The sequence below is a fragment of the Xanthomonas sp. BRIP62411 genome, from assembly GCF_003993525.1.
Classification (GTDB): Bacteria; Pseudomonadota; Gammaproteobacteria; order Xanthomonadales; family Xanthomonadaceae; genus Xanthomonas; species Xanthomonas euroxanthea.
Map to the genome: position 1 here is coordinate 16,633 of NZ_QEZI01000027.1, position 15,395 is coordinate 32,027.

The 15,395-nt window shown below is 67.8% G+C and carries 13 protein-coding genes; 11 read left to right on the plus strand and 2 right to left on the minus strand.

Going from position 1 to position 15,395, the window contains the following annotated elements; all coding sequences use genetic code 11:
- Positions 1 to 46 precede the first annotated feature (46 nt).
- From EO139_RS19640 to EO139_RS19650, 3 genes are read left to right on the plus strand one after another with little or no spacing between them, the layout of a single operon-like run.
- Positions 47 to 385: a calcium-dependent protein kinase 21 gene (locus EO139_RS19640; protein ID WP_126972101.1), complete on the plus strand. Its 339-nt coding sequence runs from the start codon at positions 47 to 49 to the stop codon at positions 383 to 385.
- Between the two features lie 48 nt (positions 386 to 433).
- Positions 434 to 1,171: an ATP-binding cassette domain-containing protein gene (locus EO139_RS19645; RefSeq protein WP_016901216.1), complete on the plus strand. Its 738-nt coding sequence runs from the start codon at positions 434 to 436 to the stop codon at positions 1,169 to 1,171.
- Positions 1,168 to 2,640, plus strand: a complete 1,473-nt coding sequence (locus EO139_RS19650; RefSeq protein ID WP_126972103.1) for a glycine betaine ABC transporter substrate-binding protein — start codon at positions 1,168 to 1,170, stop codon at positions 2,638 to 2,640. The genes EO139_RS19645 and EO139_RS19650 overlap by 4 nt, the downstream gene beginning before the upstream one ends.
- A gap of 120 nt (positions 2,641 to 2,760) precedes the next feature.
- Here EO139_RS19650 and EO139_RS19655 read toward each other — a convergent pair whose 3' ends face one another.
- The gene (locus tag EO139_RS19655; RefSeq protein WP_126972105.1) at positions 2,761 to 3,942 is read right to left on the minus strand and encodes an aminotransferase class V-fold PLP-dependent enzyme; all 1,182 of its coding nucleotides are present in this window, start codon (positions 3,940 to 3,942) and stop codon (positions 2,761 to 2,763) included.
- Positions 3,943 to 4,007: 65 nt separating this feature from the next.
- Between EO139_RS19655 and egtB the strand changes: the two genes are divergently transcribed.
- The 3 genes from egtB to EO139_RS19670 are packed head-to-tail and all read left to right on the plus strand — an operon-like array spanning position 4,008 to position 6,565.
- Entirely contained in the window at positions 4,008 to 5,297 is a 1,290-nt protein-coding gene (gene egtB / locus EO139_RS19660; RefSeq protein WP_164739937.1) for an ergothioneine biosynthesis protein EgtB, read from the plus strand.
- Positions 5,294 to 6,280 (plus strand): L-histidine N(alpha)-methyltransferase, encoded by a 987-nt coding sequence (gene egtD, locus EO139_RS19665; RefSeq protein ID WP_126972109.1) that lies wholly within the window; start codon positions 5,294 to 5,296, stop codon positions 6,278 to 6,280. Before egtB ends, egtD begins: the two co-directional genes overlap by 4 nt.
- A gap of 15 nt (positions 6,281 to 6,295) precedes the next feature.
- Positions 6,296 to 6,565: a DUF3253 domain-containing protein gene (locus EO139_RS19670; RefSeq protein WP_126972111.1), complete on the plus strand. Its 270-nt coding sequence runs from the start codon at positions 6,296 to 6,298 to the stop codon at positions 6,563 to 6,565.
- A gap of 250 nt (positions 6,566 to 6,815) precedes the next feature.
- Here EO139_RS19670 and EO139_RS19675 read toward each other — a convergent pair whose 3' ends face one another.
- Complete coding sequence (locus EO139_RS19675) at positions 6,816 to 10,523, minus strand: indolepyruvate ferredoxin oxidoreductase family protein (protein ID WP_126941680.1); 3,708 nt, start codon at positions 10,521 to 10,523, stop codon at positions 6,816 to 6,818.
- A gap of 194 nt (positions 10,524 to 10,717) precedes the next feature.
- Between EO139_RS19675 and EO139_RS19680 the strand changes: the two genes are divergently transcribed.
- The 5 genes from EO139_RS19680 (at position 10,718) to EO139_RS19700 (ending at position 15,392) form a co-directional block, all read left to right on the plus strand.
- Complete coding sequence (locus EO139_RS19680) at positions 10,718 to 11,356, plus strand: tetratricopeptide repeat protein (protein ID WP_126941678.1); 639 nt, start codon at positions 10,718 to 10,720, stop codon at positions 11,354 to 11,356.
- A gap of 695 nt (positions 11,357 to 12,051) precedes the next feature.
- Positions 12,052 to 12,969: an AEC family transporter gene (locus EO139_RS19685; RefSeq protein ID WP_119129269.1), complete on the plus strand. Its 918-nt coding sequence runs from the start codon at positions 12,052 to 12,054 to the stop codon at positions 12,967 to 12,969.
- Positions 12,970 to 13,035: 66 nt separating this feature from the next.
- Positions 13,036 to 14,109, plus strand: coding sequence for a hypothetical protein (locus tag EO139_RS19690; protein WP_126972113.1), 1,074 nt, complete (start codon positions 13,036 to 13,038; stop codon positions 14,107 to 14,109).
- A gap of 159 nt (positions 14,110 to 14,268) precedes the next feature.
- Positions 14,269 to 14,901 (plus strand): ParA family protein, encoded by a 633-nt coding sequence (locus tag EO139_RS19695; RefSeq protein WP_126972115.1) that lies wholly within the window; start codon positions 14,269 to 14,271, stop codon positions 14,899 to 14,901.
- 14 nt (positions 14,902 to 14,915) lie between these two features.
- A complete protein-coding gene (locus EO139_RS19700; RefSeq protein WP_016904234.1) occupies positions 14,916 to 15,392 on the plus strand; it encodes a histidine phosphatase family protein in 477 nt (158 codons plus the stop codon).
- Positions 15,393 to 15,395 lie beyond the last annotated feature (3 nt).

Genomic DNA, 15,395 nt, shown 5'->3' on the forward strand with positions numbered 1-15,395 from the left:
GGGCACGCGGGCTGATGTGCGTGCGCGCGGAGCGCGTGGTCTGGTCATGCGTAGCCTGCTGATGGCGTGTGGTGTGTGCGGGCCGGCCGTATTCGCGCAAGCGCAGGCCCAGGTGCAGGACAGCCAGCAGTATCTGCAGCGCATGGATACCGATGGCGATGGCCGCGTCGGCCGCGATGAATACCTGGTGTGGATGAGCTACGCCTTCGATCAGCGCGACCTGGACCACGACGGCGTGTTGCAGGGCGATGAACTGCCTGGCCGACGCGGCAAGCCGATCACCCGCGCCGCGCATCGCGCCACGCTGATCGAGCGTTTTGCGCGGCAGGACGCCAACGGCGACGGTTACCTGAGCGCACGCGAATTGCTGGCGCCGCCGCGCTGATGCGCACCTTCGCGCGCGTCTGACGCTGCGTTCGGCAAGCTCGAGCGCATGTTCACTCTTGACCAGGTCAGCCGGCGCTACGGCCAGGCCATTGCCCTCGACACCGTCTCCCTGCAGTTCGCCAGCGGCATCACCACCGCCTTGATCGGCCCCAGCGGCGCCGGCAAGTCCACCGTGCTGCGGATGCTGGTCGGGCTGGAATGGCCGGACAGCGGCACGGTCGCTTTCGATGGTGCGCCGCTGCAACGCGCCGGCCTGCAGGCGCAGCGCCAGCGCATCGGTTATGTAATCCAGGAAGGCGGGCTGTTTCCGCATCTGGATGCACGCAGCAATGTGGTGTTGCTGGCGCAGACGCTGGGCTGGACGCGGCAGCGCATCGACCAACGCCTGCAGACCTTGTGCGCGCTGTGCCAGTTGCCGCCGGAGCTGCTGGCGCGTTATCCGGCCGAGCTCTCCGGTGGTCAACGCCAGCGCGTGGGATTGATCCGGGCGCTGATGCTGGATCCACCGGCCTTGCTGCTGGACGAGCCGTTGGGCGCGCTCGACCCGATCGTGCGTTACGACCTGCAGGCGCAGATGCGTGCGCTGTTCGCCCAGCTCGGCAAGACCGTGGTGCTGGTGACGCACGATGTTGCCGAAGCGGCCTACCTGGCCGACACCCTGGTACTGATGCGGGCCGGCCAGGTGGTGCAGCAGGGCAGTGCGCGCAGCCTGCTGGAACAGCCGGCCGATCCGTTCGTGCAGCGCTTTCTCACTGCGCAGCGCAGCATCGGCGACGCCGCATGAGCGCGCGCGTGCTGCTCGCCATTGCATTGCTGATCGGAAGCGTCGGTGCGCAGGCCGCGCAGGTGACAATCGGCTCGAAGAACTTCACCGAGGCCGTGCTGCTGGGCGAGATCGCCACCGCCGCCGGGCAGCGCGATGGGGTGGACGTGCAACACCGCGCGCAGCTCGGTGGTACGCGCATCCTGTGGCGCGCGCTGGAGACCGGGCAGATCGACGCCTACGCCGAATACACCGGCACGCTGGCGCAGGAACTGCTGCAGCTGCCCAAGGCCAGCCAGGCCGAACTGCGCGCCGCACTGGACGCGCGCGGGCTGGCGATGACCGATTCGCTCGGCTTCCAGAACACCTATGCCTTCGGCATGCGCGTTGAACGTGCGCAGGCGCTCGGCATCGTCTCGATGTCGGATCTGGCGCGGCATCCATCGCTCACGATCGGCCTGAGCAACGAATTCATGCAGCGCGCCGACGGCTGGCCGGGCGTACGCGCCGCGTATGCACTGCCGCAGACGGCGACCGGGCTGGATCACGATCTGGCGTATCGCGCGCTGCAGAGCGGGGCGATCGAGGTCACCGATCTGTACAGCACCGATGCGGAAATTCCGTATTACCGGTTGCAGGTGCTGCGCGACGACCGCCATTACTTTCCCGATTACCAGGCGGTGTTCCTGTATCGCAAGGACCTGGCGCAGCGCTCACCGGCGATGCTCAACGCATTGCAGGGGCTGCAGGGGCGCATCGACGAGGCGACCATGCAGCGGCTCAACGCGCAGGTGAAGCTGGAGCGTCAGTCCGAGGCGGCCGTGGCGGCGCGATGGCTGGGCGTGGCGCCCGCATCCGCAGCCGACTCGCGCATCAGCCGCCTGCTGCGGCATACGCGCGAGCATCTGGCCCTGGTCGGCATCTCGTTGGGGTTTGCCTTGCTGATCGCGTTGCCGCTGGGCGTGCTGGCGGCGCGGCGGCCGCGGCTCGGGCAGGTGGTGCTCTCCCTGACTGGCGTGCTGCAGACCTTGCCGTCGCTGGCGGTGTTCGTCTTCATGATTCCGCTGTTCGGCATCGGCGCCAAGCCGGCGATTGCCGCATTGTTTCTCTACAGCCTGCTGCCGATCGTGCGCAACACGCATGCCGGGCTGACCGCCATCCCGCGTGAGCTGCGCCAGACCGCCCAGGCGATCGGGCTGCCGGCGTGGACGCGCCTGTGGCGGGTGGAGCTGCCGCTGGCGCGTCGCACCATCGTGGCCGGCATCCAGACCGCGGCGGTGATCAACGTGGGCACCGCCACGCTGGGCGCCTTGATCGGCGCAGGCGGCTACGGCCAACCGATCCTCACCGGCATCCGCCTGGACGACATCGGCCTGATCCTGGAAGGCGCGATTCCCGCAGCGGTACTCGCGCTGGTCGTGCAGGCGGTGTTCGAAGGCCTGGAGCGCTGGGTCACGCCGCGCGGCTTGCGCCTCAGCCAACGCGCCTAACCACGTAGGAGCGGACCCGGCCGCGACGGGGCGTTACCGAAACATGGCGTCATCCCGGCAACGCCTGACAACGCTCGGTAAGGCCCCGTCGCGGCCGGGTCCGCTCCTACGGGCGCTGCGTCATGGCTCTGGCAGCGCTGCGATCAGGGCTGAGAGCGCATCACCGGTGACACTCAGGTGCGGTGCGATACGTAGGCGTCCGTGCCGCCGCGTGCAGATCGCCCCGCGTTCGCCAAATATTGTTGCCACGGCCTCCAGCCGGTGTGTCGGCGGCTGCAGGGCGGTCAGATGCGGCGCGTGCGCGGGCGTGCACCAGCTGCCCAGACCGCGTGCCTGCAGCGCCGCATCCCACTGCGCGGTGAGCGCGCCCAGCGCCTGCCCGATGCGCGCCGGGCGCCAGGCAGCGACCTGCTGCAATGCCGCCGTCGCCATGGCAATCCGCAACGGATCGGCAACGCCGCCGGCATCGAACCGGCGCGCGCCGCTGCGGTAGGACGGCGCCTGGGCGACCGGGAATTCCCAACTGCTGCCGGCATCGCGGCCGATCCAGTGCTCCTCGATCGGCACGCCCTGCGCACGCCATTGCGGGGCCACCCATAGCCAGGCCAGTCCCATCGGCCCGAGCAGCCATTTGTGGCCGACGCTGACAACAAAATCCGGCCGCCAGCGCGGCAGCTCGGTGGGCAGCACGCCCAGGCTCTGGCTCAGGTCCAGCACCAGCGCCGCACCGCGTGCGTGCACCGCGGCGCTGATGCGGTCCAGATCGAGCTGTCGTCCATCCACCCAGTACGCATGCGGCAACGTCACGATGCGCAGTGCCGCGGTGTCGGCAATGGCCTGCAGCACAGCATCGGTCAGGCCATCGCCACCGGCCGTGGACACCGCCACGATGTGCGCACCGACCTCGGCACAGCGGCGTTGCCAGATCAGCAGGTTGGAAGGGAACTGGCCGTCCAGCAGCAATACCGCCTCGCCGCGTTGCAACGGCAGATTGCGTGCAGCGGTCGCCAGGCCGTGTGCGGCCGAGGGCAGCATCGCCACGCCGTCGGCATCGTCGTCGAACAGGCAGGCAGCGAGCGCGCGCAAACGCTCGATGTCCTGCAGCCAGGCATCGAACGGCAGCCGCCACGGCGTGGCCAGTGCATCCACCGCCTGATGCGCAACGGTGTGCACCGCGCACAGCAGCGGGCCGCGCGAGGCGGCATCCAGATAGATGATGTCGCCAGGCAACGCAAATGCCTGCTGGCGGTGTTCCCATGCGACGGGCGTGGGGAGCAGGCTGGACAAAGAAAAAGAGGACATGGCAACAGCTTACCGCTGGCTGCCACGCTGCCGACACGGCGCGTTCACGTGCGGTCCTCAAGCATATGGCGATGTCTGCACTCTCACCTCTGCTGGGCCACCACCAGCAACGGCAGTTGACGCTGCTGGAACGCTACGCGCAGACCCGCGCGCTGAGCGATCGCCTCGCCGCACCCTTGAGCGCTGAAGACGCAATGGTGCAGAGCATGCCCGACGCCAGCCCCAGCAAATGGCATCTGGCGCATACCACCTGGTTTTTCGAACGCTTCGTGCTGCAGGCCGATCCGGCCTACCGCGTGTTCGACCCGGCCTGGGATTTCCTGTTCAACAGCTACTACCAGAGCGTGGGCCCGATGCATGCGCGCGCGCGCCGCGGGGTGTTGTCGCGGCCGTCGTTGCAGCAGGTGCGCGACTACCGGGCCGCAGTCGATACGCAGATGCAGCAGCGCCTGGGTGATGGGACGTTGGATGCGCAGGCCTGCACCATCGTGCAACTCGGCATCCAGCACGAGCAGCAGCACCAGGAATTGCTGTTGACCGATATCAAGCATGCGCTGTGGAGCAACCCGCTGCAGCCGGCGTATCGCGATGCGCCGGCTCCGCCTGCTGCCGTCGCCAGCACGCTGCGCTGGCAGGCGCGCGACGAGCAGATCGTGGAGATCGGTGCGGCCGCATGGCCGCAGGCCGATGCCTTCGCCTACGACAACGAGTCGCCGCGTCACCGCGTGCTGGTCGGCGCGCATGCGTTGGCGCATCGGGTGGTCAGCAACGCCGAGTTCCAGCAGTTCATCGACGCCGGAGGCTACCGCAGTGCCGGTGCCTGGCTCAGCGATGGCTGGGCGATGGTGCAGGCGCAAGGCTGGCAGCACCCGTTGTATTGGGACGCGGACGGACGCGAATTCACCCTGGATGGCTGGCGCCCACGCGATGCGCATGCGCCGGTATGCCACCTGAGCCTGTTCGAAGCCGATGCGTTCGCGCGCTGGGCCGGCGCGCGCCTGCCCACCGAAGCCGAGTGGGAACAGGCCGCCACCGGTGTGGCGGTGCAGGGCAACTTCGTCGATACCGATGCCCTGCATCCGCGCGGCGCCGACACGGTGGATACCGGCCTGCAGCAGTTGTTCGGCGATGTCTGGGAATGGACCGGCAGCGCCTACCTGCCGTATCCCGGCTTTGCGCCGTGGCCCGGGTCGCTGGGCGAATACAACGGCAAGTTCATGAATGCGCAATGGGTACTGCGCGGTGGCAGCTGTGCCACCCCGGCCAGCCACGTCCGCGCCAGTTACCGCAACTTCTTTCCCTCCGATGCGCGTTGGCAGTTTGCCGGCGTGCGCCTTGCCAAGGATCTGCCTTGAACGCCGCCGCCCACGCCATGCAACGCGCGCACGCCGCGCTGACCGACCTGCGCCCGCAACCGGACGACATCACCGCCGACGCGCTGGCCGGCCTGTCGCAAACGCCCAAGACGCTGCCGTCGAAGTATTTCTACGATGCACGCGGCTCGCAGTTGTTCGAGGCGATCACCCGGCAGCCGGAGTATTACCTCACCGGCACCGAACTGGCGTTGCTGGAGGCCAGCATGGCCTCGATCGCCCAGGCCATCGGCGCCGGCGTGCACGTGGTCGAATACGGCAGCGGCAGCGGGCGCAAGACCGAGTTGCTGCTGCAGGGGCTGCGCGATGTAGTGGCCTACACGCCGCTGGAAATCTCGCGCACCGCCTTGCTCGACAGCACCGCGCGGCTGGCGCAGCAGTTTCCGCAGATCCAGATGCTGCCGGTGTGCACCGACTTCACCAAGCCGCTGCAGCTGCCGCAGGCGCAGCGCCCGGCGCGCCGGCATCTGGTGTTCTTCCCCGGCTCCACGCTGGGCAATTTCACCGACGCTGCCGCCATCGAGTTGCTGGATGCGATGCGCCAGACCATGGGCAGCGACGGCTGCGCCTTGATCGGCATCGACCTGGACAAGGATGCCGGCCTGATCGAGGCCGCCTACAACGATGCGGCCGGCGTCACGGCCGAGTTCACCTTGAACCTGCTGGCGCGGCTCAACCGCGAGATCGGCAGCGACTTCGATCTGGACGGCTTCCGCCACCATGCGGTGTACGCGCGCGAACGTGGCCGTATCGAAACCTTCCTGATCAGCCAGCGCGCACAGCGCGTGCAGGTGGGCGGCAAGGAATTCGCGTTTGCCGACGGCGAAGCGATGCAGGTCGAATACAGCTACAAGTACACCGACGCACGCTTTGCCGAACTCGCCGCTGCCGCCGGGTTGAAGGTCACCCACGGCTGGAACGATGCCAAGGACTGGTTCGGCCTGCGCGTGTTGCGTCCGCTCTGATCTCGCGCGCCTGGCGTGCAAGGAATCGATGACGGACAGATCGCCGCGACCATGCGCGCGCTGCTGGCGCGCCGGCTGCCGCGGCAGTCGATCTGCCCGTCCGAAGTCGCCCGCGCGCTCAGCGGGGACGAGAACCGCTGGCGTGCGCTGATGCCGCAGGTACGCGCCGTTGCTGCCGATCTGGCCCGCAAGGACGTGGTACGGGTCACTCAGCGCGGCGACGTGGTCGATCTGGGCACGGTGAGTGGCCCGGTCCGTCTGATACGTGGTCGGCATTTCGAATGATGGGCGCTGCCCTGCGTGTGCATGACTGCTGGCGCTCGACAGACGATGATGCCGAGCGGTGCACCGACAGCGCATCGACCCGGTAGGTGCTGACCGCTGCCGTGCATAAACGCGATGCTGTGCCGCAGCGGCGCCGGCGCGATCTCCCAGCTTCATCACAGGAGCCTGTCGCTACTGCACTGCCGGCAAGCGTCAGCCGATCCGCGCGCAAGGTTCCAGCGCTGCAACGCGGACCTGGCCGCCCTGTCGTCTAGGCTGCCTGCACCACATGCAAGGCCTTGGGATTGCGCCACTGCGCCAGCAGCACGGCTTGGCGTGCCTTGGCTTCCTCCAGGTGCGCGTGCTTGATATGCCCATAGCCACGGATATGCTCGGGAATGCTGGCGATCTGCGCCGCCAGGCCGACGTTGTCGGCATCCAGCCGTTCCAGCAGCGTGTCCACTGTCGCCACGTAATCGGCAATCAGCTGACGCTCGCCACGCCGTTCGGCGCTGTAGCCGAACACATCGAGCTTGCCGCCGCGCAGGAATCTCAGCCGCGCCAACAGCTTGAACGCAGTGAACATCCACGGCCCGTATTCGCGCTTGATCGCATGGCCGTGCGCATCCTTCCTGGCCAACAGCGGCGGTGCCAGGTGGAAGCGCAGCGTGTAGTCGCCTTCGAACTGCTGCTGCAGCCGGCGCTGGAAGTCGCCACGCGTGTACAGGCGCGCCACTTCGTATTCGTCCTTGTAGGCCATCAGCTTGAAGGCATAGCGCGCTACAGCTTCGGTCAAGGCCGTGCTGCCGGGCGCGCGTTGGGCCTCTTGCGCACGCACGCGCTCCACCAGCCCGAGATAGCGCTGCGCGTAGGCAGCGTCTTGATAGTCGGTCAGGAACGCGATGCGCCGCGTAATCGCCTCGTCCAAGGACTGCGCCAGCTGCTCATCGTCAAGCGGATGCACCGGCGCATCGACATCGCCATGCAGCGTGCTGCCATCGGTCCGCGCCAATGCACGCGGCGCGCTCTGTCCGCCGAGATCGTGGTCTTCCCAGCTGCCGGGCGCACGCGCGGCAGGCGTGTCGCCGTGCAGGTGCACAGACGTGTCAGCAGTGGTCAGGCCGGCAGCGCGTTGCACCGCCGGCAGATCCACCGCCGCCAGTCGCCCCCACGCAAACGCCTGCTGGTTCATCGCCACCGCCGCGCCATTGAGCTCGATCGCGCGCATCAAGGCCGCATGCGACAGCGGCACCAGCCCGTGCTGCCAGGCATAGCCGAGCACGAACAGGTTGCTGGCGATCGCATCGCCCAGCAGCGCGGTCGCCAGTTGCGTGGCGTCCAGCAACAGCGGTTCCTGGCCGCCCAGGGCGGTGCGCACGCCGGCGATGATCTCGGCGGCGGGGAACTGCAGATCCGGCTGGGTGGTGAAGTTGCCCGGCATCGCTTCGTAGGTGTTGAGCACCACTTGGGTGCGGCCGTCGCGCACCTTGGACAGGGCCCAGTAATCGTTGACCACCACCATGTCGCAGCCCAGCACCAGGTCCGCTTCGCCGGCGGCGATGCGCACCGCGTGGATATCGGCCGGCCGGCGCGCGATGCGGATATGCGTGGTCACCGCGCCGCCCTTCTGCGCCAGCCCGGTCTGGTCCAGCACCGTGGCACCCTTGCCTTCCAGATGCCCTGCCATGCCGAGCAGCGCACCGATGGTCACCACGCCGGTGCCGCCGACGCCGGTGATCAGGATGTTCCAGGGCTGTTCCAGCGTGGTGCGTTGCGGCGGCGCGGGCAGGTTGTCCAGCAATGCGCTGGCATCGCGCTGCTTGCCCTTGCGCGGTGCACCGCCATGCACGGTGACAAAGCTCGGGCAAAAGCCCGACACGCAGGAATAATCCTTGTTGCAGTTGGATTGGTCGATCTGCCGCTTGCGGCCGAATTCGGTGTCCTTGGGCAACACCGACACGCAGAAACTCTTTTCGCCGCAATCGCCGCAGCCCTCGCACACCAGCGAATTGATCATCACGCGCTTGGGCGGGTCGATCAGCTTGCCGCGCTTGCGGCGGCGGCGCTTTTCGGTGGCGCAGGTCTGGTCGTAGATCAGGATCGACACGCCCTTGATCGTGCGCAGATGCTGCTGCACCGCATCCAGCTCGCTGCGATCGTGAAACGCCACCTCGCTGGGGAAGCGCTCGCGCCGGCGCGTCCATTTGCCGATGTCGTCGCTGACCACGATGATCGCGTGGATGCCTTCGGCGCGCAGCTGGTGCGCGATGTCCGGCACGGTGAGCGTGCCGTCCACCGGCTGGCCGCCGGTCATCGCCACCGCATCGTTGTAGAGGATCTTGTAGGTGATGTTGACGCCGGTGGCCACCGACTGCCGGATCGCCAGCGAGCCGCTGTGGAAATAGGTGCCATCGCCCAGGTTCTGGAACACGTGCGGCGTCTCGGTGAACGGCGCCTGCCCCGACCAGGTGACGCCTTCGCCGCCCATATGGGTGAAGGTGTCGGTGGAGCGGTTCATCCAGGTCACCATGTAATGGCAACCGATCCCGCCCAGCGCACGCGCGCCTTCCGGCACCGCGGTGGAGGTGTTGTGCGGGCAACCGGAGCAGTAATGCGGCACGCGCGGGAACAGCGCACGCGGCAAGGCCATTTCGGCTTCCTTGGTCTCCATCCAGCGCAGCCGTTGTTCGATCGACTCGGTCATCGCGCTGGACGGCAGCGCAAAGCGCTGGATGCGCTTGCCGATCACTGCCGCGATCGTGGCCGGGGTTAGCTCGCCAGTGGAGGGCAGGATCCATTCGCCCTGCTCGTCGTACTTGCCGACGATGCTCGGCCGCGCACCGGCGCTGGCCGGCCAGTTGTAGAACAGCTCCTTCATCTGGCGCTCGATGAAGGCCTTCTTCTCCTCCACCACCACGATGTCGTCGAGCCCGCGCGCAAACGCGCTGATGCCCACCGGCTCGAGCGGCCAGGTCATGCCGACCTTGTACACGCGGATGCCGATCTGCGCGCAGGCCTGCGCATCCAGGCCCAGGTATTCCAGCGCCTGCAGCACGTCCAGATAGCTCTTGCCGGTGGTGACGATGCCCAGCCGCGCATGCGGCGAATCCAGCACCACTTTGTCGATCCGGTTGGCGCGTGCGAAGGCCTGTGCGGCGGCGATCGCATAGCGATGCAGGCGCATTTCCTGGTCCACCGGCGGGTCCGGCCAGCGAATGCTCAAGCCACCCGGCGGCAGCGCGAAGTCCTCCGGCAGCACGATGCTGCGTGCGAACGGATCCACGTCCACCGAGGCGGAAGATTCCACCGTCTCGGCGATGGTCTTGAAGCCGACCCAGCGCCCGGTATAGCGGCTCATCGCCCAGCCGAGCAGGCCCATGTCCAGGATGTCCTGCACCCCGGCCGGGTTGAGGATCGGCATCATCGCGCTGACGAATTCCTCTTCCGAGCCGTGCGGCAGGGTCGAGCTGCGGCAGGCATGGTCGTCGGCGGCCAGTGCCAGCACGCCGCCATGCGGCGAGGTACCGGCGGCGTTGCCGTGCTTGAACACATCGCCGCTGCGATCCACGCCCGGGCCCTTGCCGTACCACATGCCGTAGACGCCCTGCACCTTGGCGCCGGGGAACAGGTTGGTCTGCTGGGTGCCCCAGACCATGGTGGCGGCCAGGTCTTCGTTGAGGCCAGGGGTGAAGGTCACCCTGGCCGCGTCCAGATGCTTGCGCGCACGCCACAGTTCCAGATCGAAGCCGCCCAGCGGGCTGCCGCGATAGCCGCTGACAAAGCCGGCAGTGGCAAGGCCGGCGGCATCATCGCGCAGGCGTTGCATCAACGGCAGCCGTACCAGTGCCTGCACGCCGGACAAGTAGATGCGCCCGTCGGCGCGCGTGTACTTGTGCTCCAGCGTGTAATCCGCATCGACCTGGCCGAGCTCCGGCGTGTTGGCAGCGTCGGGAGAAGAGAGTGCAGCGGTACTGGTCATGGCGTGCCCGGAAAGGGTGGCTGGGACCCGGCGCGTGTCATCCGAAACCGGATGACACGCCCGACGGATTCCAAAACGGCGGCCCAAAGTGTAGCAGTCGCCTTTCACGCTCCCGTTGCATGCGGATGCGCAGCCGCCGCGCTGCGGTTACGATGGGAACGGGAAGGGTCGTTTGCTGTCAGGGGATAAAGCCAGTGAAAAGGAAATACGCATGGGCCGCGATGTTGGCCTTGCTCGGGGGCGTGTGGTCGATGGCGCAGGCGCAGAACCTGCCCAAGCCCAAGGAGTTCTATTTCGACGAAGATCGCGGCACCACCAAGCCGGTGGTGGCCGTGCAGGGGCAGGGCGATGCAGTGATCGACCGTTTGGCGGCGATGGTGCAGCGTGACGCCCGCGCTGCCGAACCGCGCGCGCAGCTGGCGTCGCTGGCCTATGCGGGGGGACGCACGCAGTTGGGCGACGAGCTCTATCAGGGCGCCCTGGGGCTGGTCTCCAGTGGCAGCCAGCAGTACCGCGCCATCACCTGGAACTACGGCTGGGATCTGTTGCGCGCCGACCAGGCCGACAAGGCCTTGCAGCAGTGGGCCACCCTGGCCAACGGCCGCCCGGCCGCGCCGGCCTGGCTGCCGACCACTGCGGCATTGGCGCTATGGCGCACCGGGCGCAAGCAGGAAGCGGTCGAGTGGTATGCCGCCGCCGTGCGCACCTGGCCGGATCGCTGGAGCAGCACCGCCGGCTACGCCACCCTGCTGCCGGACTGGCGCGAGGCCGAACGCGCCACGCTGGCCGAGGTCTTTGCCGCATGGCAGGCGAACCCGCCGGCATTTCCGTAACTCGGCGGGATGCTGCGGAAAGCCCTTGCAGCGCGCCGCGGTGCATCAGCGCTTACGTGGCTTTGCGGCCGTCAATAGCAGGCCAACGCGACTTGCGACTGGCCTGTGCGTGTAGGTCAGCTGTAGAGCGGATGGGCTGCGACTTGGCTGCAGGGCCCTTGCCCGCCCACCATCGCGGGACACGCCGCAAGTACGTCCTTGTAGGCTCTTACGCGGCATCCATGCCGCGTAAGGTCCCGCGACGGTGAGCGGGCAAGGACCAGTCGAGAGGGTCGGTCTTTTGAGGCAGTCGTCCGTGCGATGGCTCAATCGTAGAGCGGTTGATCTGCGGCTTTGCTGCAGGGCCCTTGCCCGCCCACCATCGCAGGACACGCCGCAAGTACGTCCTTGTAGGCTCTTACGCGGCATCCATGCCGCGTAAGGTCCCGCGACGGTGGGGGGCAAGGACCAGTCGAGATGGTCGGTGCACATGGTTAAGAGTAGTGCGTGATTCGCGTTGTTCGATAGTGATGGGCCGGATCCTAGAAGCGGCAAGCCTCGACATGCCTGTCGCCAGGCGTTGAGCGAACGATCTGCGCCACGCATAGGCATGCTCGTCGATTTAGCCCGTCGTCGATCCAGCCCGTCGCTGATCAAGGCACGACACGCCCACTATGCGATGCTGAGTGCCGCTTTCCCACGGACCTGACCACGCCATGGCGGTGGATGCATTTGCGTTGATTCTGGCGATGCTGGGGCTCGGCCTGCTGTTCGCGCGCCTGCGGGTGTTGCCGGACAACAGCGCCGATGTGCTCAATCGCATCGTGTTGTACATCTGCCTGCCGGCTTCGGTGCTGACCTATGTGCCGCGTCTGCATCTGGATGCCTCGCTCGGTGGCGTGATCGCCACGCCGTGGCTGCTGACCGCACTCATCGTGCCGCTGCTGTGGGGCTGCAGCCGGCTGTTGCGGTTCAAGCGCGAGGAATACGCCGCGCTGCTGATGTGCGTGGTGTTCACCAATTCCAGCTTCATCGGCTTTCCGATGGTGCGCGCGTTGATCGGCGATCACGCCCTGCCGTATGCGGTGGTCTACGACCAGTTCGGCACCTTCGTGCTGCTGTCCACGTTCGGGCTGTACGTGCTGGCCCGCTACAGCGGCGACACGCCGCCGACTGCGAAGCTGATCCTGGTGCGCGTGCTGCGGTTTCCGCCGCTGTGGGCGTTGCTGTTCGCGCTGACGGTGATGCCGGAACAGCCGCCGGCCTGGATCGGCTCGGGCTTGAAGAGCCTGGCCGACGCGATGCTGCCGCTGGTGATGCTGGCAGTGGGCTTCTCGCTGCAGTTGCGCCTGCCTGCAGACGAACTCAAACCCTTGGCCGTCGGCCTGGTCTTCAAGCTGGCCGTGATGCCGGTGCTGGCATTGCCGCTGTCCTGGGCGCTCGGCCTGCATGGCGCGATGCTGCAGACCAACGTGCTCGAATCGGCCATGCCCACCATGATCACCGCCGCCGCGCTGGCCATCTCGCACCGGCTGGCGCCGCGCCTGGCCGCGGCGATGGTCGGCTACAGCATCCTGCTGTCGCTGCTGACCCTGCCGGCATGGGCCTGGCTGTTGGCGCGCCTGGCCGCTTGATGCGGCGTACCCCGTGTGAAATGCTGGCGCGCGCCATTGCGCGCGCCACACGGACAGGAGCAACACATGCACGGATATCGCTTGATCACCACTGCGCTGCTATGGCTTGGCGGCGTCTTCGCGGCGCAGTCCGCCCTGGCGGCATCGCCCGCCACCCCCCCGGTTCCGGCGGATGATCCGCTGATGACTCACTGGGTGAGCCAGGTCGGCCAGACCATGCAGGCACGCCTGCGCAGCATGGCGGCCAGCGGCGAGCCCAGGCAGCTGTATCTGGCCGGTCTGCTGTGGATCGATGCCGAGGACGAGGCAGTGTCGGCCGCAGACGGAGGCTATGCACCCATCCAGCGCGCCTGGCTGCAGCGTGCCCTGGACGCGCGGCCGCGCGACCGGTTGGTGGCGCGGATGGAAGCGGTCGGTTGTGCCCCAGGATTGCGCTGCGACCCAGGCGCCGCGCGGGCGTTCCTGGAGCAGACCGATGCCGGCAATGCCGCCGTGCATCTGCGCGCCTATGCGGCTGCACAGCGCCGCGGCGACCAGGCGGCCGCCGAACGCGCCTGGCAGGCGGCCGTGCAGTCCGATCATTTCGACAGCGGTGTGCTGGAGCTGGGCCAGGCCCTTTATGCCGTCTACGACGGCGTGCAATGGCCATCGCTGGCCTCGGTCAGCTTGCGCGAGAAACTCGACGCCCAGGGGTTTCCGTCCACGGGCGCCGGCATGGCGGCGATGTTCGTGATGGGTACCTGGTCTGCACATGCACTCCCCGCGCTCGGCGATCTGATGCGGCGCTGCAACCCAGGTGCCACCACGCCCGCGTTACGCGACGAGTGCATGGTCGTGCTGAACAACGTGGCCAACGACGAGTCCACCCTGACCACGGCCGTGATCGGCACCAAGGGCATGGCCGCACTGAGCAGCGGCGCCGACGCCACCCGCTGGCAGGCGCGGATGCGGGAGCTGCAGTGGCTGCAGCAGCAACAGCAGCGCAGCGCACCCTCGGTCGATGCGCAGGTTGCCGCACTGGATGCGATCCTGACGCAGGGCGAAGTGCCGGCGTTGCGCGCGCGCCTGCAGCGTCAAGGCCTTGCCGCGCAACCGCCGGCGGACTGGCAGCCCGGCGCCGCGAGCAGCCAGATCCGCTGATCCGCTGAACCGCGTGGTCGTTGCATGCGGCAGCGGCCACGTGCCGGGGCCGATGTTGCAGCGCGATGGCGCCTGCCGAGGGACGTTTAACGCCTTTCGACTACTTCCTCACTTCGTCGCGGTGTACGCTGCCGGCTTGCTCCCGGAAGCGAGGCGTGCATGAAGACAGTCCTGGTGGCCTCCTCCAAAGGCGGCGTCGGCAAGACCACGATCGCCACCAATCTGGCCGCACATGCGGCCCTGCAGGGCCAGCGCACCGTGCTGGCCGACGCCGATCCGCAAGGCTCGTCCACGCGTTGGGCGCAGCGTCGCGCCAGCCTGGAAAGTGCGGTGCTGCCGATTGATGCCACCCGCCGTCGCAACTGGCAGGCCGCTGTGCCCGACGGCACCGACCAGCTGATCATCGATGCCCCGGCCGGTGCAATGGCCGATGATCTGAGCGGCTTCCTCGACCACGTCGACGCCATCGTGGTGCCGGTGCTGTCCTCGGCGCTGGATATCGAAGCGGTGGTCGGCTTCCTCAACACGCTGGCCAAGGTGCCGCGCGTGCATCAGCGCAAGCTGCCGGTGGGCCTGGTGCTCAACCGCGCCCGCCCCTGGACCCAGACCTCGCAGCAAGCTGCCGAGATGATCGGCGCCTGGCCCTATCCCCTGGTGTCCCAACTGCGCGACACCCAGGCCTATGTGGTCATGGCCGGGCTGGGACGCAGCCTGTTCGATTACCGCTCGGCGCAGGTGCGCGACCATCAACAGGATTGGGAGCCGCTGTTCAAGTGGCTCAAGAAATCCTAGACCGGAGTGTTTTCATGCGCGAACTGATACTGCTGCGACACGCCCACGCCGAGCCGGCCGATACCGGCCAGGCCGATCTGGACCGCCCGCTGTCCCCGCACGGCATCGCCGAGGCCGAATCGGCCGGCCGCTGGCTGCGCGAGCAGCGCCTGGTGCCCGACCGCGTGCTGTGCTCGCCGGCGCGGCGTGCGCGCGAGACGCTGGAAGCGGTGCTGGAGCTCACCGGTTATATCGAACAACGCCTGGACGAACGGATCTACGACGCCACGCCCGGGACCCTGGCCAGCCTGGTGGACGAACACCGCGATGCCGAGCGGCTGCTGCTGGTCGGCCACAACCCGGGCCTGGAACGGCTGGCGGCGCTGATGCACAGCGGCCAGACCGGCGACTACCGCGGCATGCCGACCGCCGCGATCGCCCTGCTGGCATTGCCACTAGACGCGGCCATCGAACCAGGCATCGCCCGCCTGACCGCCTTCTGGTGGCCTTGATCC

Bases quoted from the DNA above. Each gene is read 5' to 3' on its own strand.
- egtB (WP_164739937.1), top strand. From the start codon at position 4,008: ATGGCGATGTCTGCACTCTCACCTCTGCTGGGCCACCACCAGCAACGG.
- EO139_RS19690 (WP_126972113.1), top strand. From the start codon at position 13,036: ATGCACGGATATCGCTTGATCACCACTGCGCTGCTATGGCTTGGCGGC.
- EO139_RS19685 (WP_119129269.1), top strand. From the start codon at position 12,052: ATGGCGGTGGATGCATTTGCGTTGATTCTGGCGATGCTGGGGCTCGGC.
- EO139_RS19640 (WP_126972101.1), top strand. From the start codon at position 47: ATGCGTAGCCTGCTGATGGCGTGTGGTGTGTGCGGGCCGGCCGTATTC.
- EO139_RS19695 (WP_126972115.1), top strand. From the start codon at position 14,269: ATGAAGACAGTCCTGGTGGCCTCCTCCAAAGGCGGCGTCGGCAAGACC.
- EO139_RS19645 (WP_016901216.1), top strand. From the start codon at position 434: ATGTTCACTCTTGACCAGGTCAGCCGGCGCTACGGCCAGGCCATTGCC.
- EO139_RS19675 (WP_126941680.1), bottom strand. From the start codon at position 10,523: ATGACCAGTACCGCTGCACTCTCTTCTCCCGACGCTGCCAACACGCCG.
- EO139_RS19655 (WP_126972105.1), bottom strand. From the start codon at position 3,942: ATGTCCTCTTTTTCTTTGTCCAGCCTGCTCCCCACGCCCGTCGCATGG.
- EO139_RS19700 (WP_016904234.1), top strand. From the start codon at position 14,916: ATGCGCGAACTGATACTGCTGCGACACGCCCACGCCGAGCCGGCCGAT.
- EO139_RS19650 (WP_126972103.1), top strand. From the start codon at position 1,168: ATGAGCGCGCGCGTGCTGCTCGCCATTGCATTGCTGATCGGAAGCGTC.